The organism is Brevundimonas sp. C43 (genome assembly GCF_030732185.1).
Lineage (GTDB): Bacteria > Pseudomonadota > Alphaproteobacteria > Caulobacterales > Caulobacteraceae > Brevundimonas > Brevundimonas diminuta_C.
Genome location: NZ_CP132231.1, coordinates 2,496,201 through 2,519,393, shown reverse-complemented (window position 1 = coordinate 2,519,393; position 23,193 = coordinate 2,496,201). Strand labels below are relative to the sequence as shown.

Here is a 23,193-nt window from a genome sequence, read left to right as displayed (position 1 = left end):
CAATCGGGAAATAAGAGGCCCCTTATCGGTGCTTCTGGGTCAGCCGCGCGACGTCGGCGTCGACCATTTCGCAGATCATCTCTTCCAAAGTGATCGTCGGCGTCCAGCCAAGTTGCCGCTCCGCCTTGGCGGGATCGCCCAGAAGAATGTCGACCTCGGCCGGGCGGAACAGCGCCTGATCGATGACCAGGTGGTCTTCGACGGACAGGCCAGCGTGCTTGAAGGCGATGTCCACCATATGTTTGACGGTCCAGGTCTGGCCGGTTGCAACGACGTAGTCGTCGGCGGTCTCCTGCTGCAGCATCATCCACATGGCGCGGACGTAGTCGCGCGCATGACCCCAGTCGCGCTTGGCCTCGATGTTGCCGAGACGCAGTTCCTTGGCCAGACCCAGTTTGATCCGGGCGACGCCGTCGGTGACCTTGCGGGTGACGAACTCCTGCCCGCGCAGCGGAGATTCATGGTTGAACAGAATGCCCGAGCTGGCGTGCATCCCGAAGCTCTCGCGATAGTTCACTGTGATCCAGTGGCCGTAGAGCTTGGCGACGGCATAGGGCGAACGCGGGTAGAAGGGCGTGGTCTCGCTCTGCTTCTCGTGCTGGATCAGCCCGAACATTTCCGACGAGGAGGCCTGATAGAAACGGGCTTCGCTCTTGAGCAGACGCAGGGCTTCCAGCACGTTCAGCACACCGACGCCGGTGACGTTGGCGGTCAGGTGCGGCTGCTGCCAGGACGTGGCGACGAAGGACTGGGCCGCCAGGTTGTAGACCTCGTCAGGATCGACATCGGCGATGATGCGCATCAGGCTGGACAGGTCGCCCAAGTCGCCTTCCACCAGATTGATCCGGTCGAGAACGCCAAGCCATTCCAGACGGTCCAGATGCAGGCCGCCCGAACTGGAGCGTCGCGCCAGACCCCAGACTTGATAGCCCTTGTCCAGGAGGAACTCAGCCAAATAGGCCCCATCCTGACCCGTGATCCCGGTGATAAACGCTCTTGGCACGCAAGCCCTCCATGAAAGCGGGGTCTTACTAGCTGCTGGCGACGCCTACGCCAAGCGCGGGCGAGACCAGATCGGCAATTGGCGTTGCTTTGCTGCAGAGGGGACCGTATTCGGGTGGTCCCATTTGTACGAGGTTCAACCCTTGAAAATCGCGATACTTCTTCCCGAGCGTCCTGATCTGGGGTGGCGTTGGCGCGCAAAGGAGTTGGCTCGATCTCTGCGCCAAACCGGCGCGCCTGACGGCAGCGAGATCACAGTCGCTATCGGATTGCCGCGCGAATCCGAGGCTGATTGGCGCAGGAAAGAAGCCGAAATGCTGACGGGCGATGACGGTATCGTCGTCCGCCATCTCGGTTGGGAGCGGGTCGAACCCGCAATGGCTGAACGGATGTTCCCGGATCTGAAGGCCAGTCTTGATGATATCCCCGACGTTGCGCTTCCCAGGGACTGGGGCTGGAACTTTGTTGATTGCGACGCGTGGATCATCTGCGCTGACGCAGCTCAAGGCGCCGTCGCTCCCCTGAAACCCGTTGCCTATTATGTCCGCGATCTGGCGCAGCGCTATGTGCCGACAGCGTTTGCTTCAGGACTCGATCATATTTTCTGGCGGCGGCAAGACCACGCCTTCCGTCTCTGGCGTCAGGCCGATTGCGTATTCTCTTCGCAAGCGGCGACGAACGACGACATCTCAGGCTATGCGGGGGTGCGCCGAGACCGCATCGTCCTGTCTCCTCAGTTGAAGCTAGACTTCCGTGATTCGTCCAAGCACTCATCCGGTGCTCCGATTGATCTATTGTGGATGGCTGAGCCCTACGCTGGCCACGACCCAGCGGTCGCTTTGGAAGCCATTCGGATCTTGAGGTCGGAAGGCGAAGACGCCCAAATTACGGTCTGCGGCGAACAGGCCTATGGTTTCGATCCCGAAGATGGGCAACTGACCTTGTCTGCGACGCCGGCACGCGCCCGTCGCGCCGCCGAGTCGATCGCGTGCGAGACGGTGTCAGACGAGCGGGAGTTGGTTCGCGTCTTGTCGCGAGCGAAAATCGTCTGGTCCAGCGCCTTGGCGGATGGAGAACCGGAAGGCGTCTTGCGGGCGGCGCAGGTCGGCGTTCCTTTTGTCGGGCTGCGCTATCCGCAGGCAGAACGGCTTGTTGAAGCGTTGGGGGTGAAGGCGTTCTTCTACGATCATTCGGAAGCGGGCCTGATCGCTGACGCCCTAAAGCTGGCGCTGTCGAGCGAACACTCGGCTCCACGCTCGTCCTCGTCGCCGAAAGACGAAGCTGATGACTGGTCGTCTGTCGTCGAACGTCTCTGGAGGCGTTCCGGTGAGTGAAGGCAATCGGACTGAAATCGGCGTCTGGAGCGAGCTGCCTCCTGGCGCGCGCTGGGCCAATGAAGGCATTTCTCGAATCGTCGGTTTCCTGATCGAGGGCGGGGCGGAAACGGGCGATTACACGTTTCGCGTGCTTGTGCCGCGAGGCATGGCTGAAACGGTGCGAGACGACTTGCGCACACTGATTGCGAAGGAGGGCGTAGACTGGATCGTCGATGAACCCACTGCCGCTTTTGAGGCTGAGTGGATCAAGCAGAACGGGCCGATCTCCGGCAAGTCCGCCATCGCCGCGTCCATGGCGGCCTATGCCAATAGCCAGATCGATGTTGCGGGCTGGATCAACACCTTCCCCCATTTCACGGGGTCGCGTCTTCTGAATGGCCGCAAGGCTGTGCTGCTCCCGGATGCGATTCCCTACGACTTCCCGATCGGCTGGGACTACAACCACTATTGGGGCCCGCAAGGCGAGTGGGTTCAATGGAAGCAGATCGCCCGCGAAACGCTTTCGGACGGTCAGGCCGTCATCGCTCACTCGAAACACGTAGCGCGTCGTCACGGCGTGAAACTTTTGGGTTTGGATGAAAGCCTTATCCGGGTCGTGCCGCACGCACCTCCGGATTTGGCGCCCATTTTGCCGTTCATCAAGGATCGCAAGAAGACGCCTGAGACGTTGCGTCTGGCGGCCAATATTCTTCGCGACTACGCCGCTACCAAGGGGTTAGACTATCTGCGCGCCTTCCCGTTCGAGGAAACGCCCTTCGTCATGGTGGCGACTCAGGATCGCGTCACGAAGAATGTCGGTCGAGCGGCCGAGGTCGTGCGACGCCTGGTGCGTGATGAGCGCAAAAATCTGAAGCTGTTCACAACGGCGCCCCTGCATCACGGCGCCAACTGGACTCTTTTCCCCGGCTTGGTCGCGGGTCACCAGATGCAGCACGACATCGTCTCGATGCCTGACGTGCCGCGCGACGTCCATGCGGCGCTCTTCCATTGCGCTGCTCTCACCATACATCCGACCTTCTATGAAGGTATCGTCGGCACCCTGACCTTCTATGAGGCCGTCAGTGTCGGCACTCCATGCATCATGGGGGTGGGGCCGCACGTCAGAGAGTTGATGGAGACGGCCCCCGAGCTGGAGCCGCTGACCTTTGATCCTTACGACCTTTCCGCGATGCGTACGCTTGTTCTCGATGTCTTGAAGGACCCCGAGGCGGCGGTGGACCTTCAGCGGCCGGCGTATGAACGTCGACGTAAACGCGGTTGGGCCGCCGTCGCCCAAGCCTATGCGGACGCGGCCGCCGGCTTTGATGGGCCCGGCGCCGCATGAGCGCCACGTTGAAATCGGCCAAGAGCGTCTCGCGCATTCCGGTCGGCGTTTGGACGGAGTGGCCGGTCGGCGCACGTTGGGCCAATGAGGGTATGACCCGGCTTCTCGGTTTCATGATCGAGGGGGTGGCCAAGGGAAAGACCTACATCTTTCACATCGTCCTACCCGATGGCGTCCGCGCCGAGGCGCGTGAAGATTTGACCGCGCTGCAAGCCGTGGAGGGTGTGGACTATGTGCTGCATTCTCCTCCGCCAGAAATGAAGCTTGCCGCTGACGATTTCGAGGGCCAGGCCCGGTTCGCCAATGCCTCCGTCAGGGTCGACGGATGGATGGTGCTTTTCCCATATTTCCGTCACGCTCTGCTGCTGGATGCTCCGGTCGCCACCATCTTCCCCGACGGGATACCGGTCGCCTTCCCTGTCCCTGATGCAGGCGCCTGGGGCCCCAACGGGTATCACCTCAGGTGGCGCCAGCAGGTCCAGTCCTTGCTGGATGGCTCTGATCGGGTCGTCACCTTCTCGAACCACGTTGCGGACGATCAGGCCGGGCGGTTGTTCGGGGTGCCGAGAGACAAGATCCACGTCGTGCCGCACGCGCCGCCCAATCTTTCTCACTTGGCGCCCTACGCCAAGCATGGCGCGACGCAGGCCAGCCGCTCCGTGGCCGCCGACCTTTTGAGGTCGCATGCGCGCGAGCGTGGCTGGTCCCAGCTGGCGGACTTTCCTTTCGAGGAAGTCGACTATGTCGCTGTCTCGACGCAGGATCGTGTGACCAAAAACATCCGGCTCGTCGCGGAAGCCGTTCGGGCGCTCGTGCGAGAAGACCGGCTCGGCTTGAAGCTGTTCATGACCGCTCCGTTGCATTTCGGCGCGACTTGGACGCCTCTGCCCAATCAGCTCGAACACGATCAGATGGCGGGCGACGTCGCGTCCATGACTGACCTGCCTCGAGACGTTCACGCCGCCTTTTATCATTGCGCGGCGGTCGCGGTGCACCCGTCCATCTTTGAAGGCGGGCTAGGGCCGTTCCCGTTTTACGAGGCTGTGAGCGTGGAAACGCCCTGTCTCATGGCTGATGGGCCGCACTTGCGTGAACTCGTCGCTGACGAGCCTGAGTTGGCCCGGTTCGTTTTTGATCCGAATGACAGTCGCAAGCTGCGGAGTCTGATCCTAGCGACGCTTCATGATCGCGACTCGGTGCTTACCCTTCAGAAAGCTTGTCTCAACCGTATCGCCACCTACGGATGGAGCCAGGTGGCGGCGGCCTATTCCGAGGCGGCAATTTCAGGGAAGGTTGCGACATGACGACGGACGGTTCTGCTTTGGACGCACGGCTTTTTTTGATTGAAAGCCGCATCGCCCAGTTGCAGGATATGGTCCTGGCTGGCCTTCAGAGGCAAGTCGTTCCGTTGGATGACGACTTTGTCGCAATCCGTCGCTCGAATGGTTGGGCCGTCGCGGGGGCAGAAGAGTTCCGCTCTATTCTGCATTTGGCCGATGGGGTCAGCGGTCATGAACCCGGCGTTCAAACGCTTTTACAGCGGGCAGTGAAGGCGGGCGACCTGGTCGTCGATGTCGGAGCGCACATCGGCTTGATTGGGGTGGAGTTGGCCCGCCATGTCGGCGCTGAAGGTCATGTCGTTCTCGTTGAACCGAATCCGCGCTCGGCCGAGGCTGCGCGTCGAACCCTCGTTTCGAACGGGTTTGGTGACCGCATCAGTCTTCATGTCGTGGCGTGCGGCGCTCAAGCGGGGCGTTCCAGCTATTTCCTTGGCTCTAATAGCATGCTCGGCAGTTTGGCGGTGCAGGACGGAACTCAGTTTGGTGAGATCGAGGTCTGCGTTCTCGCTTTGGATGACATCGTGACTCCAGGGCAGGTCGTTTCCCTGATCAAGATCGATGCCGAAGGCTGGGAAAATGAGGTCGCAAAGGGCATGTCTCGTGTCTGTCGAGACTCTCCGGACTTGCTGGTCGTTGCAGAATTCGCCGCAAGTCATTTGGCGCGGACGGGTGTCTCGCCGCAGGATTGGTTCGGCGATTTCTCGCGTCACGGCCTGTCGGAAGTTGCCTTGATCGACGACAACACAGGTGAGTTGTCAGACTGCGATGTCGTCTCATTGCTGGGAATGGAAACGGCGAACATTCTTCTCGCTAAGCCTGGAAGTTCTGCAAAAGCAGAGCTTTCCAAGGTGCGCGGTGAAGCGTAATAGCGTCGTCAGGTTTGCGGGATAAATATGGTCGACACAAAATCCGCCGCTGGCGCAACCCCTGTGGATACGATGCGTCGCGTGGCGGGTTCTCAGGCCGGGTTGTCCATAGCCTTGGGCCAGATGGACGATCGGCTAGCGCTCCTCGACACCCGTCTGCGCGCACTTGAAAACATGATGGCTGACGCGGAGACGCGCCATACCTCCTCTCAGCACCGTCTAACAGCCTTGTCGGAAAGCGTGGATGCGGCGCACGCCACGATGCAGGAGCGTTTGGACACGTTTGGTGGGCAGGCTGAAGCCAGACAACTCGCATCTCTTGAGCGTCTCGAATCCCTGTCTGCGACGGTCGACGCTGGTCAGACGAAAGCGGATGAGCAAGTTAAGACCTTATACAACAACTTTGATGCGATTCACGCGAAGACACATGAGCGCCTAGAAACCTTGAGCGCCGCTATCGCTGACAATGCTGACATGTCCCGAGAAGCTCTTGTGCGTCTTGCCAACAAGAGCGCGCAGGACACCGAGGCGCTGAGCAAAGCTGTCGAAACCTTGGGCGAACGTCAGGAAAAGACGTTCTCTGGCTTGATTGAAGCGCTGGATGCTGTCGCAGCCGAAATGGCTGAACTCGGCAAAGTTCGCGATGCGCTCCAAAACGAGCAGAGAAAAACGAGCGCGATCCAGCGAAGGCGTCTTGAGGACATCACTCGCATTCAGGCTCTGAGTGCTGAGCGCGACGCGCTTGAGATCGAGTTGCAGGCAGCGGCGACGCGCCATCGACGGGCGCTACGGAGCGCTTCGCCCGAAGCGAAGCCAGAACCGCCGGCGCTCGGCGCCCAAGCGCCGAAGTTCGCCGAGACCTCTGGGTCTGAAAGCGAAACATCGGCCCCGGTCGCCATCCCCAGCGTACCAGCAAGCTTGACGGACGGCGCTGCACTGTTGGCGGAAGCTCGTCGGGCGAAGTCCGCACGTGACTGGCAAGGCGCGCGTGACGCTTACGCCGCCTACCTCGCCGTGAAGCCCCGAAAAGCGTCCGCATGGAAGCAATACGGACACATGCTAAAAGAAAACGGTCAGTTCGAAGAAGCGAAGGTCGCCTATTTTCGGTCCCTCGCCCTTTCGCCATCTGACGTGGACACATGCCTGCATCTCGGACATCTGCTGAAAAATACCGGCGAACGCGATCTGGCTGCGGACATCTTCCGCGGGGCCTTGGCGATGGACCCCGACTTCGGCGCGGCCAAGGACGGTCTCGGCGATCTGGGCTTCGCCTTGCCTGAGCCAGGCCCAGTGCGCCCCAAATCGCAAAAGGCTGGTACGAAGCTGCAGCGCTGGCTTTATGGCAGGAGGTTGCGGTCTGCCCAAAAGGCGTTCTCCGCTAGACACTGGCGCTCTGCGGAGGGGCAGTATCGCGGCCTGCTTCAGGACCGGCCTTGGGATGCGCGCTTGATGATCCAGATCGGTCATGCGCTGAAAGAACAGGGCAAGGTCGACGAAGCTGCGCATATGTACCAAAGAGCGATCGATCAGGAACCACTGAACAGCGACGCCTATCTGCATCTCGGCCATGCGGCCAAGCTCGCCGGGAACATCGAAGGCGCCCATGTTCATTATCGCCGTGCGCTGCGTTACTGGCCCGAGAATCCTGACGCCTTGTTCGAGTTGCGAGATGCGTCTTGATCGCGACTGACAATTCGTTTGGGTCGCACATCCGCATCATCGGCGCCCTGATGATGCGTGAGACGGTCACGCGTTATGGCCGTCAGGGATTGGGGCTGTTGTGGTTGATTGGCGAGCCGTTGCTGTTCTGCTTCGGCGTCATCATCATGTGGTCGCTGATCAAGCCGGCTTACGAGCATGGCGTGCGGATCGCCCCATTTATCATGACCGGTTACATGTGCCTGCTTCTGCTTCGGCATTTGGTCGGTGCGAACATGAATGCGCTGCAGGCGAACGGCGGCCTGCTCTATCATCGCCCGGTCAAAGTGATGCACCTCTATCTTTCGCGGTGTGGCCTTGAGATCGCCGGCAATACGATGGCGTTCTTCGTCGTCTATCTGGCGATGCTGGCGATCCGCCAGGTGGATTTGCCTCATGACCTGCTGCTCTTTTACTCTGGATGGTTTCTGCTCGCCTTCATGGGGTGCGGGATCAGTTTCGTCTTCGCCGGCTTGGCGCTGCGTTACGAGTTGTTCGAACGCGTTTCGCCAGTGCTTCAGTATGCGATGATTCCGCTTTCCGGCGTTTTCACCATGATGGCCTGGCTGCCCCAACATTATCGAGACATCCTATTAAAGGTGCCGATCCCGCACACGGTGGAGATGGTCCGCGCCGGCATGTTCGGCGAGTTCACCCCGACCTATTACGACGCCGGGTACGCCTTCGCCTGGGCCGTCGCCCTGAACTTTATCGGTCTGGTGCTTTTGGCGCGCGCCAAGCATCATCTGGAAATGGAATGAAGCGGCGCAACCGTTTCTGGAACTCGAAATGAACAAGCCAATTTTGACCTACCGTGGCGTCGGCGACTACGCCGAAAAGGCCGACACGACTCCCGCTTGGCAGCGACTGTTGAGAAAAGTTCCCTTGTCGTTTCTCATCGTGGTGGTCGCTCCCACAGTTCTGGTCGCAATCTACTATTTGTTGATCGCGTCTCCGCAGTACACCTCGGAAGCTCGCTTCGTCGTGCGATCCAAGTCGCAAGAGCAGCCATCGAGCCTGGGCGTCGCCCTGCAAGGTGTCGGGCTTTCGTCCAACCAGACGGACGCCTATGCGGTTCATGAGTATATACGCTCTCGCAACGCGCTGGAGGATCTTCGTGGCAAGCTGGATGTACGCGCCATCCTGGCACGTCCTGGCGTGGATGCCCTATCGCGGTACCCACGCCCTTGGGATGGCCAGTCGTTCGACAGTCTTCACGACGGTCTGAAGCGGTTCGTGACTGTGGGATACGACTCGTCCACCGGCTTGAGCACCCTTCGCGTCAGAGCTTTCCGACCGCAAGACTCCCAGGCTTTGGCCGACGCGCTGCTCGATGGTGGTGAGCGCCTTGTCAATCAGCTCAACACTCGCGCCGATGAAGGCGCTGTGCGGGACGCCCGTCGTGACGTCGCCGAGGCGGAAGCCCGACTGACGGCCGCGCAAGTGCGTCTGACGACTTTCAGAAACCGAGAAGGCCTGCTGGATCCGGCCAAGGCGGCGGTTGAAAATATGGAGTTGATCGGCAATCTGCGTGGGACGGTGGCAAACCTTCGCGCGGAACGGTCCCAACTGTCTTCTGAAGCGCCGCAAAGTCCACAACTTGCCGCGCTCGACAGCCGGATCGCCGCCTTTGAGCGCCAGATCGCTGCCGAGCAGGCCAAGATGGCGGGGGCGGCTGATTCGTTGGCGCCCAAGCTCGAAACATACGAAGCCCTCGCATTGGATCGGGAATATGCGGACAAGGCGCTGGGTTCCGCCAGGGCGATGCTGGATCGCTCGGAGTCGGAGGCCCGTAGCCAGCGTCTTTATCTGGAACGTGTCGTACGCCCCAATCTGCCAACCGATGCGTCGCAGCCCAAGCGACTGCTTGCTATATTGACCGTGTTCGCCAGTCTTCTGATCCTTTACGGCACGGCTTACCTTGTCGTCGCCGGTCTCAGAGAACACAATCAGGGATGACATCCGTTCCGCTCGAAGACGCGACCTCAGCGCCTCTGCCGACGGCGCTTGACGTGCGCGGATTAGGAAAGGCTTTTCCCGCTAGTCACGGCGCTGGAGAGCGCTGGCTGTTCCGCAACCTGGACTTTTCTCTTGTGCAGGGCGACCGCTTGGCGATCTTGGGTCGCAACGGCCAAGGCAAATCGACCTTCATCAAGATCCTAGGCGGGGTGTTGCCTATGTCCGAAGGCGAGTTGACCTGGAAGGTTCGGCCGTCTTGGCCCATCGGGTTTGGTGGCGGTTTTCAGGGCAGCCTCAGCGGGTTGGACAACATCCGATTCCTTTCGCGTGTTTACGCCAGTGAATACGAGGCGGTGCTCGAACGGGTCGAGAACTTTGCCGAGTTAGGCTTGGCTTTGAAGCAACCGGTGAAACACTATTCGTCGGGTATGCGCGCGCGTCTGGCTTTCGGACTGTCCCTCGCGATCGACTTCGACTGTTATCTAATCGACGAACTCATTGCGGTTGGAGACGCGCGTTTCGCCGCGAAATGCGCGGATGAGCTATTCACGCGCCGCGCGGACAGGTCTTTCATAATGGCGTCCCACGATATGAACTCCGTCGCCGGCGTCTGTTCCAGCGCCCTCATAATCGAAAGCGGGCAGGTGAAGTTCTTCGATGACGTCGCTGAGGCCATAGATGTCTACAGCTGGTTGAGAGCTGCCTGAGGCTGTTCGGTCGGCGCTCGGCCAATCAAGACGGAAATCACTCGCAGACAGCCAGCAAACACAGCATGTGCTGCGGACACGCGCAACTCAGCGATCTTCGCGACGTCCCAATCCCTGTCCAGGACAATGTCGTATCGACCCGCACGGCCTAGCGATACTTCGTGGCGTTCATGCCCATCCAGATCGCCCCACTCGAATGCAAGGCTCTGAGCCGAAGCGGCTCGGTCGACCTCGAAGCCGATGGACAAACGCCATTTGCCAGGAGGCAGGGTAATGTGAGGGCCCCAGACCAGGACCTCCGGTCTTCCCGTCAGGTCGAAGGTCGCAAGGGGCGCGCCAGGGACCAAGCGTCGATCGTTCATCCTGAGCAGCGCGACGTCGATCGGCGTCGCCGGCGCGTCTGCCCGAAACACGGCCAGGGACTGAAGCGGGCCATGTGTCGGGCCGATCGGCGCCTGACTGTCGCGAATGAGAGCGGCTTCTGCAATCCTGACGGACGCAACATCGGCGCCCTCTCCGAACACCTTGCAGTTGCCGCCTCTCTCGGCGCACTGAGAGAATAGCCTCGACAGGTCGCGTGCCTGATCTGCGCGAAACTCAGGCCGGGTATTCGGCGCTTCGGTGAGCACCACAAGCCAGTCGTCGACGCCCATCATCAAAGCCTCATCGACAGACATGCTGATCTGAACGATCGGATCGGCTGACTGTTGCTGAAAGGCGCGCGCTTTCGAGAGCCAAGCGTCGCTGTCGGCGCCTGGCGTGACAAGGATGCCGACGGAGGACGCCGGCTCAAGCCGAGTTTCGATAGCCGTCATGAAATTCCAAGCGTGCGGTAGGCCAGTTTCAACCGGTCTTTATAGGCGTCTACAGAGAAGGCGTCTGCGCGTCGTCGTCCTGCAGCCTCTAGGGCGAGGCGTTTGTCCTGGTCGCTATCCAGCGCAATGATGGCGGAGCGGATCGCCTCGATGCTGCGGGGGTCAACAGTCACCGCTGCGTCGCCTGCGATTTCTGCCGCAGCAGAGACGTTTGATGTGATGACGGCGGTTCCAGCCATCATCGATTCCAGGATCGGCAGGCCAAATCCCTCGTACAGAGAGGGAAACAGCGTCGCCTTCGCGCCACGGATCAGATTCTGCAGAAGGGCGACGGGCAGGTACTCGATGCGTCTCACGCCGCTGGTGCTTTCCGAAGCGTGATTGAGCAGGGCGAGATCTTCTTGCGCTAGCCAGTCACGTCCCGCCACGACGACGAGGGGCGTGGACACGCGACTATCCAGATAGGCCTGGATCAGACGCGATACGTTCTTCTTGGGCTCGATGGCGCCAAAGAATAAGAAATACCCTTTGAGTTCCAAGCCATGAAGCGTCGCCAATTCATTCGCGAGATCGTCTGTCGATTTCTGTTCACCCCTCGGCGTAGCAACGGCCTGGTAGGTGGTGATCACCTTGCGCTCGTCAGCGCCGAGCATGGCGATCAGATCTTGACGAGTTGTCTCCGACACGGCCAGCAACAGATCGGCCCTGCGCACAACCGACGTCATCAACTCATGATACCGCCTTTTGTCGTCCAAGGTCGTGTGCGGCAACTTCAGCGGTATCAGATCGTGAACCGTGTACACATTGGCAGCCCGAAGGGCATGGATCGGCAATGGCGTCGTCCAATGCATGATGTCAGGCGAACCGTAACCGTCTAAGGACTTCTGGAAGATCAGGGGGGTGAAAGTTCCATAGACATTGTGTGCGCGGTTAGCGGTGGCGAAGAGGTCATGCGCCGCCCAATGTCTACTAATGGGCAAGGCATCGTCGCGGCTGACAATCATACCGCTCTGTTCAACCAGGCGAGCGGAGCGGCCGAAGCGCGACAGGATTGTCGAAACAGCCCTGGCGGCGCTGGCTTTTCGGCTCGAACGGCGTGCATCCGTCAGCGTGATTTCGTTGAGCAGCGGGCTGGCGGTGGACGGAGCCGTCGGCCCATGCAGGAGTTCGACATCTGTGCCAAGGCCCGCGAGGGCCTCAGCCAGATTTCGTCCATAAGTGGCGATGCCCGAGCCTTTCGCTAACGAAAGGTTCCAACCGTCGATACAGGCCCGAGCCATGCAATCTCTCTGCTTCGCCGCCGCGAACTGCGACGGGAAACGGCCTTTACATCATCCAGTCATGATCAGCGACAGGCATCCACACACGATGTGACAACGCAGGCGACGGATCGAGCTCGATCGGCGAGACCATCCACTCCACAGGCAACGTGAACATGTCATGGCTCTTAACCGCGTCGAAGTCGGTCGATCCCGGCAAGGTCTGTGCGTCCTCGTTCAAAATCATCTTGCTTGACATCGAAGAGGCCGGATCGATCCGCATGATGTCGCTGGCTTTCAGAGAGGCTCCAGCCTGAAGGGTGGCGATCAGAGCCGCACCTCCTGCGCCCGCGCCGTCCGGATCCCAGAGCACACGTCCTGTGGCCGCATCCCAAAGGATCTGGGGCCCGTTTCCGGTCGCCGTCAGGCCGTTCACGAACCAGTCGTTGCCCGTCAGGCCAAACCCACGGAACTCCAGCACGTCTTCGCCCGATTGGAAGTCGGTGATGACATCGCCGCCTTCTGCGGCAGCGAAATAGACGAAGGCGTCACGACCCCCTCCGCCGGTGAGCAAATCGGCGCCTAGGCCGCCGGCGATCCGGTCTGATCCCGCTCCGGCGTCGATGACGTCGTCGCCTCCACGTCCTTCGACAACATCGTCACCATCTCGAGCGAGAATGAAGTCGCGGCTCTGTGAACCCAGCACATAGTCAGCGCTGTTGGACGAGACGACGCGCTCGATCGAAACATAGGTGTCGCCGGCGGCTTCACCTGTGTTTCTCCCAGAACTGATCAGGTCGATCAGCAGCGTTCCGCCGGTCACACCCTGATCATACCAGACCGTATCCACGCCATCGCCGCCGTCGAAGGTGTCGGCGCCGCCACGCCCGAGGAAGATGTCGTCGCCGCCACGGCCCAGCATATAGTCGGCGTTGTCCGTACCGCGGATGATGTCGACGTCATTGGACCCGACGACGCGCTCGATGGAGACATAGCGATCTCCGGTCGCCGCCCCGCCGTTTTGAGTCAGGCCGGCCAGATCGACCGTCGCGGCCGTATCGTACCAGACGGTATCTATGCCTATGTCGCCATCGAACCAGTCGCCTCCACCGCGACCCTGGAAGATGTCGTGACCGGCTCTACCGAGGAAGTACTCCGTGGCGGCGGTTCCTCTCATGATGTCATTGCCCACTTCGGAGCCGTATATGCGCTCAATCGATTGATAATGGTCGCCAGCGGCCGCGCCGCTGTTTGTGGTTGAGTCCAGCAAATCGACCGTCGCCTGGGTGTTGTACCAGACAGTGTCGATTCCTTCGCCGCCGTCGAACCAGTCGCCGCCGCCGCGGCCTTCGAAGATGTCATTGCCGTCACGTCCAACGAAGTAGTCGGTGTTGCCGGTGCCACGCATGACATCGTCGGCGTTGGACCCCACAACCCGTTCAATCGATGTGTAGCGATCCCCTGCCGCAGCGCCGCTGTTTGTCGATGACAACACGAGATCAACGACAGCTTGCTGATCGTACCAGACGGTGTCTACGCCCGCGCCGCCGTCGAACAGATCACCGCCGCCACGGCCCAGGAAGACGTCGTTGCCTTCGCGTCCGACGAAATAATCAGTGCCGGCGGTGCCGCGAATGATGTCGTCGCCCGTCGAGCCAACGACCCGTTCGATGGAATTGTAGGTGTCTCCTACCGCTTCGCCCGTGTTCTGCGACGTGTTCAGAAGATCGACGACCAGAACTCCGCCGGCGGTGTTTTCGTACCAGGCGGTATCGATGCCGTTGCCGCCGTTGAGTTGATCGGCTCCCGCGCCGCCAAACAGGATGTCGTTGCCGTCCAGCCCGTTCAGCATGTCGTTTCCGCCCAGGCCGGACAGGATATCGTCCGACGCGGAGCCCGTGAGCGTGTCGGCGGCCGCCGTGCCGGAGAGGTTGACGCCCGGGTCGTTCAGCGAAATCGTCATGTCGTCGAACTGCAATCGCTCGACGTTGGTCACGCGATCCTCGCCGTCCGGCCCCGTTACCGTTGTGACGCCGTTGGTCGTGGAGATCGTGTATGTCGAGCGCGCGCCGACATAGACGGCGGTATCCACGCCTGCTCCACCGTCAAGCGTATCGTTTCCGCCACCGCCATACAGACGATCGTCTCCATTGCCCCCCAAGAGGGTGTCGTTTGCGGAGTTGCCGTTCAGAATGTCCGCGCCCTCGCCGCCATCGAGCACGCTTCCGGTCGCGACGCCGCTGGCATAGCTGTGGCTGCTGACGGAGACGTGCATCGTGTATTGATTACCGGATGGCGGGCTGGACGTCGCGAAACCACCCACGCCTGTCCCGTTCGCAAACTGTCCGACCTGGATATAGTAGATGCCAGCCGTCTGTACGGTGATGTTGATGTATGAATCCTGGGACGAGCCCTCGGAATTCGAGGCCGGCGTGTCATCGTTCTGGGCGATCTCGGTTCCGTTGGCGTCGAAGATGCGCACCGTCGAGTCAAACGACGCGTTGTCGATGTCGACACGCAGGATTGCTCCGGCGGCCAACGTCACACTGTAATATTCCAGTCCGCCATGGGTCTGAGCCAGAACTGTCGCGTGCGGCATGACGTTGTCGGGCACGCCTTCGCGTGTGACAAGATCGAAGCCGTCGTCCAGATTGACCGCAGAGCCAGTGCCCGAGTTGACGAGCGAACGCGCCTTGAAGATGTCGGAGGCGTCGCTCACGCCGCCGCCGCCGGCGAACAGCTGATCGTCGCCATCGCCGCCGTAAAGGCGGTCCGCGCCGCCCCCACCGCGAATGATGTTCGCCCCGGCGTCGCCGCGAATGATGTCGTTCGCCGTCGTGCCGTTCACCTGTTCCACGCCAGACAGCCGATCGGTATCAAACCCGCTGGTGACGACGCCGGTCGCGAGGTTTGCGTTCAAGCCCGACGAGGTCGTCGTGTAATCCGCGACGTCCCAGCCCGCACCGCCGGTCAGTGTGTCGTCGCCCGTCCCGCCGATCAGCGTGTCGTCGCCATCCCCGCCGTCCAGCGTGTCGTTGCCGGATCCGCCGTTCAGATAGTCGGCGCCGCCGAAGCCGTTCAACACGTCGTTGCCGCCCGCGCCGCCCAGGCTGTCCGCGAAGTTCGTGCCGTCGATCCGGTTGTCGGTCACGTCACCGGTGACGGTCAGCGGACCATTGGGTGTCAGGGTGACGGTCTGATCCGAGAATCTCAGGAACTCGACATTGCGGACGGTGGACGTCCATCCATTTCCGGTAATCGTGCCGACTTGGCCGTCCCAGTTAATTTGATAGGTGTTGCGGGCGCCCGAGAACACGACGGTGTCCGTCCCCAGTCCGCCGTCGATGGTGTCAGACCCGCCGTTCCCGGTGATGACGTTGTCGACCGCATTGCCGTATATCGTGTCGGCGCCCGTGCCGCCTATCGCGTTTTCGATCACCGCGCCCAAGGCTATCGAGACGTTGCCTGTCAGGCCGACAACACTCGAAAAGTGCCCTTGTCGAAGATCGATGGTCTGGGGTCCGGCATAGCCGGAGAAATCAAGCGTATCGACGCCGCCTGCGTCCCATACGGCGAAGATCATTCGATCCTGACTGCCGGGCCCGTACCAGGCCGCGCCGGTGTTGGAGTTGAAGCCGTAGACTGTATCGCCGGTGCGAGTCGCCATGTTGGCGCCGTAGAGGCGCTGAATTGCGGAGATGTCGTCTAGAAGAGGTGCGGACGAATAACTACCAAGGAACGATGCTCCGGTGTTTGTCTCCGAGAAATAACTCATTAGTGTATATTGGCGCGAATCTTCGAAGTAAGTCGCGTCGTTGCTGTAGGTGATAGAAACGCCTTCGCTTGCATTGTAATCCGCCGGATGGCGAAGACCCAGCGCGTGGCCGATTTCGTGGGTTAGAACCTGCTGGCCATATCCCAGCATCAAGGGCGCAGCATTATAGCTTAGCGTCGAGTTGACCCAGACATCGCCGGAGTTTGACGTCGATGAGACCGTGCCGGGTCCGTAGGCGAAAGCGGCGGCGCCATTCTGTCCGCTGGAATAATTCCCAAACAGGATTGAGGCGTTGTTGGAGTAACCAGATCCGTCATCGACTTGTTGGAACACGATATTGGCGACATCCGACCACGATCGCAGCGCCAACAGCGTCGCGGCGATCTGCACGGCGGTGAACTGGCTGAATCCCGCCGTGTCGCTTGGCATTGTGGTCGCGCTGGCTCTGAAAGCGAACGTTACGGTCGCCGCAGTGCCGAGTGGCTGGCCGCCAGAAATCCACGACTGATTGCCGCGCGTAATCTGAAGTCCCGCGTCCGTTGTTGAAAGCGACGGCTTGCCGTTCGGGCCTGATCCGCCGCGACTGTCGATATTGACGATCGCGCCCTGATGCCCGTCACTGACGCTGTCGGACACCAAACGGCCGCAGCATCCGCAGATGACGTGATGGTGTGGACGACCTCCGCCTAACCGGCTGTTCTGGCGGTGTCGTCATCAGGGACGTCATGTGTGGACGACCTCCAAGACGCAAGAGTGGAAACGACGTTGGCGCTCGGTCGAGTGCAGTCATGTGTTCGGCCTGTTGATGCAGCTGTGTGCGCTGCTGGCCCTGATGAAGTCCGCGGACCGGCTCCCTAATCACGTCAACGCGCTCAAGGCGCTCTGACCCCCTGGGTTTCACCGATCCCCGGCTGCGGCCGGTTCGTCATCACGTCTCACCACTCCTTCGCCTACGGCGCCGGTCCTGGGTGAAGACCGGGCCGATCTCTAGGCCGCCGTGGGCTTGTAGTCCTCCTGTCGCGCCATCAGGGTCCAGGCGATGCGGGCCGTCTTGTTGGCCAAGGCCACGGCAGCGACCTTCGGCTTCTTGCGTTCGAGGAGATTGCCAACCCAGCCCTCGCGTCTTTGCTGCCGGGCCATTCGGAGGACGGCTGTCGCCCCGACGACGAGAAGACGTCGAAGGTAGCTGTCGCCCATCTTGCTGATGCCACCCTGGCGATCCTTGCCTCCACTGCTGTTGGCACGCGGCGTGAGCCCCAGCCAGGCTGCGAACTGGCGGCCCGACCGGAAGAGACTTGGATCTGGCGCGCTGGCCGCCATGGCGCTGGCGGTGATCGGGCCGATGCCCGGGATGGTCGCTAGCCGCCGGCTCGTCTCGTCCTGCCGATGCCAATCGAGAATCCGACGCTCCAGTCGGCCGATCTCTTCGCCGAGGTGTTCGAGCTGTTCCGCCAATCCGCCAAGGGCGGCTCGCGCCAGATCCGGCAGGTCCTGATCCTCTTCCCGCAAAGCCTTCAGAGCGGCCTGCACCCCGGCGGGGCCTTGAGGCGCGGTGAGGCCGTACTCCCCGAGGTGACCCCGCAGCGCATTGATCAGCATCGTTCTCTGGCGAACCAGGAGATCCCGGGTCTTGTGGAGCATCAACACCGCCTGTTGGACCTTCGACTTCACAGCCACGAACCGCATGGTCGGCCGGGTGACGGCCTCGGCGATCGCCTCGGCGTCGGCCGCGTCGGTCTTGCCTCGCTTCACATAGGCCTTCACGTAAGCTGGCGGCATGAGCCGCACCTCGTGCCCAATCGCCATCAGCTCACGCGCCCAGTGGTGGGCTGAGGCGCACGCCTCGATCCCGATCAGGCATGGCCCGATCGACTGGAAGAAGGCCAGCACCTGGCCGCGCCGCAGTTGCCGTCTCACGACAACCGTGCCGTCTGCGGCTACACCGTGAACCTGGAAAACAGTCTTCGCCAGATCGAGCCCGACGACAGCGATGGTCTGCATGATACCGCTCCTAGACGTGACGTCCCTGATGACGACACCGCCAGAACAGCCGGTTAGGCGGAGGTCGTCCACACCATCACGTCACAGACAGCAAAGGCCGAAACACCGCCGCCCGCCGATGACGCAAACGCCCAGTCTGACTGTCCGTCGAGGTTCGAGGACGTGATGTTGAAAACGCGGCTGGTCAGGGTGGCAGGCATCATCTGGCATCCTATCGTGGTTTGGAGCACCACCCTACCTTGCCCGCGCGGGTTGGCAAGCTCAGCCGCAGCTAAGAGATCAGCGCGCTAAACGGCTTCGAATACGGTATTGATGTATTCGCGATCTCGCTCCTTCGCGAGAATACGGAATCCGGCCCGCTCGGCGACGATGTCGATGCTGTTTTCAAGATAAAAGACGGTGTGAAAGCGGGTGTCGAGATAACGTTCCTCATAGCAAGGTGACGAATGGGACATCCGCGCACCAGGCTGCAGCAGCGCTCTCATCTTCCTGAATTCATCCACGGGATGGATGAAATGTTCTATGGTGTTGTTCGAATAGATGCCTGAAAGGCCCGGCGCGACGTGGCCTAGATCGTTGAGAATGAACTCGGAGGAGCCGCCAGGGGTTGGCTCGTAACCCCAGACGTTCCAGCCCTCCGATCGAAGTTGCGCCAGCGATGATGACCACCAGCCGCAGCCCCAATCCAGGTACACGTCGCCGCGAACAGGCTCGATTGCATAGAAAGTCCGGGCCGTATCCTCGACGGTGTCGCCTTCCTGATAGGAAGCGTAGAGGATTTCGTATTCGGAGGAGAGTTCTGCCTCGCTCATGACCAGCATCTTCTCCGGTCCGAACAGAGCGCCACATGTGCGGCAGTGATGACGAACGAGCTCTCCTCCTCCGAACCGGCAGACTGTGCGCGATGTGCGCATCCTGTCAGTGCTGTCGGCGGTGTCGCAGACAATACAACGCAGAACTCGGGTTCCAAGGCTGCGATAGTATATGTCGAGTGCGGCGTGTTTGCTGGCCACGACGTAGCGTTCGAGTATGGCGAGGCGATCGCTGCTCATCAAAATACCTCATACTAACTGCGTTCTCGCGCTCAGGAAGTGCGGCAGTCGGCCACAACTCCCAATGCCGATCCTGGCTCAGTATCACGCTTCCTGCGTGACACCACTCGTAACGCCCGCTATCTCGCGCGCGTGATGAACGAAACAGAACGCCAGTCGGAAGAACGCAGCTGGGAGACGGCGAAGACGCTCGCCGAGGCCTTGCCGTATATTCAGGTGTATGACCGCGAGACCGTGGTCATCAAATACGGCGGTCACGCCATGGGCGAGAGCGCTGTGGCGCGTCAGTTCGCCGCCGATGTGGTGCTGTTGAAGCTGATGGGCGTGAACCCGGTCGTCGTGCACGGCGGCGGGCCTCAGATCAGCGCCATGTTGGATAAGGCGGGGGTGAAATCCAGCTTCGTCGACGGGCTGCGGGTCACCGATCCGGCGACGATGGAAGTCGCCGAGATGGTACTGTCGGGCGCCGTGAATAAGGAGATCGCGCACTGGATCACCATGGCCGGCAAGGAGGCGGACGTGCGCGGCGTCGGATTGTCGGGCAAGGACGCCGGCCTGTTGACCGTCGAGAAGACGCGCCGGACCAAGCGCGACCCCGACAGCATGATCGAGCATGAGGTCGATCTGGGCTATGTCGGCGAGCCGACCAAGGTGGATCCCAAGCTGATCGCCGGCCTGATCGCGTCCGAGACCGAAGACTGGGTCCCGGTCATCGCCCCGATCGGCGTGGCTGAGGATGGCCAGACCTACAACGTCAACGCCGACACGGTGGCGGGCGCGGTCGCGGGTTCGCTGAACGCCAAGCGGATGCTGCTGCTGACCGACGTGCCGGGGGTCAAGGGCGCCGACGGCGACATCATCCGCCAGATGACGCTGGAAGAGGCGCAAAACCTGATCGACACCGGCGTCGCCACCGGCGGCATGATCCCCAAGCTGGAGACCGCCATGGCCGCCGTTCGCGCGGGCGTTGAGGCGGTGGTGATACTGGACGGGCGTCGGCCGCACGCCATGCTGGTCGAGTTGTTCACCGAGTTCGGCGCCGGCACCCTGGTGAAGGCGTCTTGATCGACCCCCATTCCACATCCCTTGGGCATGTGCGCGCCTGGGTGTTCGACATGGACGACACCCTGTATCCACGCGAGCAGGGTCTGATGCGGCTGGTCCAGGCGCGCATCAACGCCTTTGTGGTCGAGGCCGTCGGGCTGGAGCCCGAGGCTGCAGCCGCGATGCAGCGCCAGTTTCTGGACGAGCACGGCACGACCTTAGCCGGACTGATGGCCAACTATGCGGTCGATACCGAACGATTCCTGCGCGAGGTGCACGACGTGCCGCTGGACGGGGTCGAACCCAATCCGCGTCTGGCGGAACGGCTGAAGGCGCTGCCCGGTCGTTGCTATGTCTTCACCAACGGCGCGCGTGAATACGCCCACCGTGTGCTGGACCGGATCGGCGTCGCCGACTGTTTCGAAGGCGTCTTCGCCATCGAGGATGGGGATCTGATGCCCAAGCCCAATCCCGCAACCTTCCGCCGGATGCTGGAGCAGTTCGGCATCGATCCGCACCGATCCGCCTTCTTCGAGGACACGCCCAAGAACCTGGAGCCGGCGAAGGCGCTGGGCATGGCAACGATCCTGATCGGCGATGGCCACGGCAAGCCGATCGGGCCGCACATCGATCATGTGGCCCTGGACCTTTTCGAATTCCTCTCCGATCTGAACTTCAAGGACGCCGCATGACCGATCTGTCGCATCTCGAATCCGTCGTCGAGGCCGCCTGGGAACAGCGCGCCGAGGTGTCCGCCGCCACGCATGGCGAGGTGCGCGACGCCGTTGAAACCGCCTCGGCCTTGCTGGATTCCGGGCAGGCGCGCGTCGCCTCGCGCGGCGCGGATGGCGTCTGGATCACGCATCAGTGGCTGAAGAAGGCGGTGCTGCTGTCCTTCCGTCTGAACGACAACCAGATCATGCGGGCGGGCGCGGCGTCCGTGATGCCGCTGTCGGCGGATCATCCCGTCGCCGTCGGCCCCTTCTGGGACAAGGTGCCCAACAAGTTCGGCGACTGGACCGCATCGGACTATCAGTCGGCCGGCTTCCGCTCGGTGCCCGGCGCCATCGTCCGTCACGGCGCGCATATCGCCAAGAACGTGGTGCTGATGCCGTCTTTCGTGAACATCGGCGCCTTCGTCGATGAGGGCTCGATGGTGGACGCCTGGGCCACGGTCGGCTCTTGCGCCCAGATCGGCAAAAACGTGCATCTGTCGGGCGGCGCGGGCATCGGCGGCGTGCTGGAGCCGCTGCAGGCCAATCCGACCATCATCGAGGACGGGTGTTTCATCGGCGCCCGCGCCGAGGTCGCCGAGGGCGTGATTGTGCGCGAGGGCGCGGTCCTGGCCATGGGCGTCTATCTGTCGGGCTCGACCAAGATCGTGGACCGGGCGACCGGCGAAGTGTTCCGGGGCGAGGTGCCGGCCTATTCGGTGGTCGTGCCGGGGTCGCTGCCGGATCCCAATGGCGGGCCGTCGCTGTATTGCGCCGTCATCGTCAAGCGTGTGGACGCGCAGACCCGGGCCAAGACCGGCGTCAACGAGTTGCTGCGCGACTGATCAGGCGGCGACGCGAACAGCCTCGATCTGAGGCGTGTCGAACGTCGCGTGCAGGGTGAAGGTCGAACCCTTGCCGGGGGTCGACGTCACCGTGATCTCGCCGTCCATCAGGGCGGCCAGACGCTGGCAGATGCTGAGCCCCAGGCCGGTGCCGCCGAACTTGCGGGTGGACGACCCGTCCACCTGAGAGAAGGGCTGGAACAGGCGCGTCAGATCGTCGGCGGCGATGCCGATGCCGGAATCGACCACACCAAGTCGTAAGGTCGTGCGACCGTCGCCTGCCGGCTCGCTGTCGATAATCAGGCGAACCTCCCCATGGGGCGTGAACTTGATGGCGTTGGCCAGCAGGTTATGCGTCACCTGGGCCAGGCGCAGCGGGTCCATTCTGAGAAGCGGCGGCAGCGGGCCGCGGATGTCGGTCGTGAAGGTCAGTCCGCGCGCCTCGGCCTGCGCCTTGAACGGGCCCGTCAGCCGAGCGGCGAGAGTCTCGGCTTCGACATCGACGAAGTCCAACTCCATCTTGCCGGACTCGATCTTGGTGATGTCGAGGATGTCGTTCAGCAGCACCATGAGCCCTTCGCCGGAGTAGCGGATGACCCCCACGAACTCCTTCTGGCGGTCGCTGAGCTCGGACATCTGCAACAGTTGTGCGGCGCCCAGAACCCCGTTCATCGGCGTCCGCAGCTCATGCGAAATGACGCCCAGGAAGTTGGACTTGGCCGCGCTGGCGGCGGTCGCGCTGTCGCGGGCGATTTCGAGTTCTGCGATTAACTCGGCCTGGCGCCGGTTTACGGTCTCCAGATCGCTATCCTTCATCTGGGTGATCGCCACCTTGATCACCAAGGCCAGCGCCAGGACCGGGACCATGCTGAGCACTACCCAAAAGCCGGGCGTGCCCCACAGTTTGGCCAGTAGCAGGACCACAACCACCGAATAGGGCGCCGATGCGATCAGAGCCTCACGGGGGGCGGCGCGCATCTGGGTGAAGACCAACACATAACCGGCCATGAGAAGAGCCACGCCCAGCGGCACGCCATAGGCGCCACCGTAGAGGAAGGCGAGCAGCGGCGCCGCAGACCAGGCGATGCAGGAAATAGTGGCGGCCGCCAGCTTGATCCGGCCGTGCAGTCGCTCATCCCGGATCACCAGAACACGTTCGGCGAACGTCCGCAGCAGTCCCGACGCGGTCGCGGCTGCAAACCACAACGCTGCGGTCGCCAAATCGGTGGCGGTAAATAAGGCAACCGCCCAACTGGCGATGATCAGATACCGCATATGACCGTCGGCAATCAGATGTTGCAGAAGGGAACGGCCAGGATGGGTCTTGAACGTCGTCATCTTCGGATCTCGTCGAGCAATGACCCAAGGTGGCGCGTCTTCACCTAAGATACGATGAACGCTCAGCTTTGAGCTCGTCGTGGCCGAGACCGCGCATTGGCGACATTCTACGGCGGAT

The 23,193-nt window shown here is 61.7% G+C and carries 19 protein-coding genes; 11 read left to right on the top strand and 8 right to left on the bottom strand.

The window, feature by feature from the left end; all coding sequences use genetic code 11:
• Positions 1 to 22: 22 nt before the first annotated feature.
• On the bottom strand, positions 23 to 1,003 hold the full coding sequence (gmd, locus tag Q9R14_RS12720; protein ID WP_371929723.1) for a GDP-mannose 4,6-dehydratase: 981 nt from the start codon (positions 1,001 to 1,003) through the stop codon (positions 23 to 25).
• 142 nt (positions 1,004 to 1,145) lie between these two features.
• On the opposite strand from gmd, the gene Q9R14_RS12715 reads away from it, so the two are divergent.
• The 8 genes from Q9R14_RS12715 to Q9R14_RS12680 are packed head-to-tail and all read left to right on the top strand — an operon-like array spanning position 1,146 to position 10,233.
• Positions 1,146 to 2,336, top strand: coding sequence for a hypothetical protein (locus Q9R14_RS12715; RefSeq protein ID WP_306002618.1), 1,191 nt, complete (start codon positions 1,146 to 1,148; stop codon positions 2,334 to 2,336).
• Positions 2,287 to 3,663 (top strand): hypothetical protein, encoded by a 1,377-nt coding sequence (locus Q9R14_RS12710; protein WP_306002617.1) that lies wholly within the window; start codon positions 2,287 to 2,289, stop codon positions 3,661 to 3,663. Before Q9R14_RS12715 ends, Q9R14_RS12710 begins: the two co-directional genes overlap by 50 nt.
• Complete coding sequence (locus Q9R14_RS12705; RefSeq protein WP_306002616.1) at positions 3,660 to 4,967, top strand: glycosyltransferase; 1,308 nt, start codon at positions 3,660 to 3,662, stop codon at positions 4,965 to 4,967. Before Q9R14_RS12710 ends, Q9R14_RS12705 begins: the two co-directional genes overlap by 4 nt.
• A complete protein-coding gene (locus tag Q9R14_RS12700; protein WP_306002615.1) occupies positions 4,964 to 5,869 on the top strand; it encodes an FkbM family methyltransferase in 906 nt (301 codons plus the stop codon). The genes Q9R14_RS12705 and Q9R14_RS12700 overlap by 4 nt, the downstream gene beginning before the upstream one ends.
• Positions 5,870 to 5,896: 27 nt before the next feature.
• The gene (locus Q9R14_RS12695) at positions 5,897 to 7,549 is read left to right on the top strand and encodes a tetratricopeptide repeat protein (protein ID WP_306002614.1); all 1,653 of its coding nucleotides are present in this window, start codon (positions 5,897 to 5,899) and stop codon (positions 7,547 to 7,549) included.
• Entirely contained in the window at positions 7,546 to 8,328 is a 783-nt protein-coding gene (locus Q9R14_RS12690; protein ID WP_306002613.1) for an ABC transporter permease, read from the top strand. Before Q9R14_RS12695 ends, Q9R14_RS12690 begins: the two co-directional genes overlap by 4 nt.
• A 28-nt stretch (positions 8,329 to 8,356) precedes the next feature.
• Complete coding sequence (locus Q9R14_RS12685; protein WP_306002612.1) at positions 8,357 to 9,526, top strand: Wzz/FepE/Etk N-terminal domain-containing protein; 1,170 nt, start codon at positions 8,357 to 8,359, stop codon at positions 9,524 to 9,526.
• On the top strand, positions 9,523 to 10,233 hold the full coding sequence (locus tag Q9R14_RS12680; RefSeq protein ID WP_306002611.1) for an ABC transporter ATP-binding protein: 711 nt from the start codon (positions 9,523 to 9,525) through the stop codon (positions 10,231 to 10,233). Before Q9R14_RS12685 ends, Q9R14_RS12680 begins: the two co-directional genes overlap by 4 nt.
• Here Q9R14_RS12680 and Q9R14_RS12675 read toward each other — a convergent pair.
• From Q9R14_RS12675 to Q9R14_RS12650, 6 genes are all read right to left on the bottom strand, one after another.
• Positions 10,209 to 11,048, bottom strand: coding sequence for a hypothetical protein (locus Q9R14_RS12675; protein ID WP_306002610.1), 840 nt, complete (start codon positions 11,046 to 11,048; stop codon positions 10,209 to 10,211). The two genes, Q9R14_RS12680 and Q9R14_RS12675, sit on opposite strands and share 25 nt — an antisense overlap.
• Entirely contained in the window at positions 11,045 to 12,328 is a 1,284-nt protein-coding gene (locus Q9R14_RS12670) for a glycosyltransferase family 1 protein (protein ID WP_306002609.1), read from the bottom strand. Before Q9R14_RS12670 ends, Q9R14_RS12675 begins: the two co-directional genes overlap by 4 nt.
• A 46-nt stretch (positions 12,329 to 12,374) precedes the next feature.
• Positions 12,375 to 16,718: a M10 family metallopeptidase C-terminal domain-containing protein gene (locus Q9R14_RS12665; protein ID WP_306002608.1), complete on the bottom strand. Its 4,344-nt coding sequence runs from the start codon at positions 16,716 to 16,718 to the stop codon at positions 12,375 to 12,377.
• A 351-nt stretch (positions 16,719 to 17,069) separates the two neighbouring features.
• Positions 17,070 to 18,083 carry an IS110 family transposase gene (locus Q9R14_RS12660; protein ID WP_039247628.1) on the bottom strand — a complete coding sequence of 338 codons (1,014 nt, stop codon included), beginning with the start codon at positions 18,081 to 18,083 and terminating at the stop codon, positions 17,070 to 17,072.
• Between the two features lie 53 nt (positions 18,084 to 18,136).
• Positions 18,137 to 18,286, bottom strand: a complete 150-nt coding sequence (locus Q9R14_RS12655; RefSeq protein WP_306002607.1) for a hypothetical protein — start codon at positions 18,284 to 18,286, stop codon at positions 18,137 to 18,139.
• An 84-nt stretch (positions 18,287 to 18,370) separates the two neighbouring features.
• Complete coding sequence (locus tag Q9R14_RS12650; protein ID WP_306002606.1) at positions 18,371 to 19,135, bottom strand: methyltransferase domain-containing protein; 765 nt, start codon at positions 19,133 to 19,135, stop codon at positions 18,371 to 18,373.
• Between the two features lie 135 nt (positions 19,136 to 19,270).
• Between Q9R14_RS12650 and argB the strand changes: the two genes are divergently transcribed.
• From argB to dapD, 3 genes are read left to right on the top strand one after another with little or no spacing between them, the layout of a single operon-like run.
• Entirely contained in the window at positions 19,271 to 20,200 is a 930-nt protein-coding gene (argB, locus tag Q9R14_RS12645; protein ID WP_045810017.1) for an acetylglutamate kinase, read from the top strand.
• A complete protein-coding gene (locus Q9R14_RS12640; RefSeq protein ID WP_306002605.1) occupies positions 20,197 to 20,871 on the top strand; it encodes a pyrimidine 5'-nucleotidase in 675 nt (224 codons plus the stop codon). The genes argB and Q9R14_RS12640 overlap by 4 nt, the downstream gene beginning before the upstream one ends.
• Complete coding sequence (gene dapD, locus Q9R14_RS12635; RefSeq protein WP_306002604.1) at positions 20,868 to 21,737, top strand: 2,3,4,5-tetrahydropyridine-2,6-dicarboxylate N-succinyltransferase; 870 nt, start codon at positions 20,868 to 20,870, stop codon at positions 21,735 to 21,737. The genes Q9R14_RS12640 and dapD overlap by 4 nt, the downstream gene beginning before the upstream one ends.
• Here dapD and Q9R14_RS12630 read toward each other — a convergent pair whose 3' ends face one another.
• Complete coding sequence (locus tag Q9R14_RS12630) at positions 21,738 to 23,075, bottom strand: HAMP domain-containing sensor histidine kinase (RefSeq protein ID WP_306002603.1); 1,338 nt, start codon at positions 23,073 to 23,075, stop codon at positions 21,738 to 21,740.
• Positions 23,076 to 23,193 lie beyond the last annotated feature (118 nt).

What these genes read in the sequence shown, in the direction of transcription:
- Q9R14_RS12710 (WP_306002617.1), top strand. Translation starts at nt 2,287, where the DNA reads ATGACTGGTCGTCTGTCGTCGAACGTCTCTGGAGGCGTTCCGGTGAGT.
- Q9R14_RS12705 (WP_306002616.1), top strand. Translation starts at nt 3,660, where the DNA reads ATGAGCGCCACGTTGAAATCGGCCAAGAGCGTCTCGCGCATTCCGGTC.
- Q9R14_RS12700 (WP_306002615.1), top strand. Translation starts at nt 4,964, where the DNA reads ATGACGACGGACGGTTCTGCTTTGGACGCACGGCTTTTTTTGATTGAA.
- Q9R14_RS12695 (WP_306002614.1), top strand. Translation starts at nt 5,897, where the DNA reads ATGGTCGACACAAAATCCGCCGCTGGCGCAACCCCTGTGGATACGATG.
- Q9R14_RS12685 (WP_306002612.1), top strand. Translation starts at nt 8,357, where the DNA reads ATGAACAAGCCAATTTTGACCTACCGTGGCGTCGGCGACTACGCCGAA.
- Q9R14_RS12680 (WP_306002611.1), top strand. Translation starts at nt 9,523, where the DNA reads ATGACATCCGTTCCGCTCGAAGACGCGACCTCAGCGCCTCTGCCGACG.
- Q9R14_RS12675 (WP_306002610.1), bottom strand. Translation starts at nt 11,048, where the DNA reads ATGACGGCTATCGAAACTCGGCTTGAGCCGGCGTCCTCCGTCGGCATC.
- Q9R14_RS12670 (WP_306002609.1), bottom strand. Translation starts at nt 12,328, where the DNA reads ATGGCTCGGGCCTGTATCGACGGTTGGAACCTTTCGTTAGCGAAAGGC.
- Q9R14_RS12660 (WP_039247628.1), bottom strand. Translation starts at nt 18,083, where the DNA reads ATGCAGACCATCGCTGTCGTCGGGCTCGATCTGGCGAAGACTGTTTTC.
- Q9R14_RS12655 (WP_306002607.1), bottom strand. Translation starts at nt 18,286, where the DNA reads ATGATGCCTGCCACCCTGACCAGCCGCGTTTTCAACATCACGTCCTCG.
- Q9R14_RS12650 (WP_306002606.1), bottom strand. Translation starts at nt 19,135, where the DNA reads ATGAGCAGCGATCGCCTCGCCATACTCGAACGCTACGTCGTGGCCAGC.
- argB (WP_045810017.1), top strand. Translation starts at nt 19,271, where the DNA reads ATGAACGAAACAGAACGCCAGTCGGAAGAACGCAGCTGGGAGACGGCG.
- dapD (WP_306002604.1), top strand. Translation starts at nt 20,868, where the DNA reads ATGACCGATCTGTCGCATCTCGAATCCGTCGTCGAGGCCGCCTGGGAA.
- Q9R14_RS12630 (WP_306002603.1), bottom strand. Translation starts at nt 23,075, where the DNA reads ATGACGACGTTCAAGACCCATCCTGGCCGTTCCCTTCTGCAACATCTG.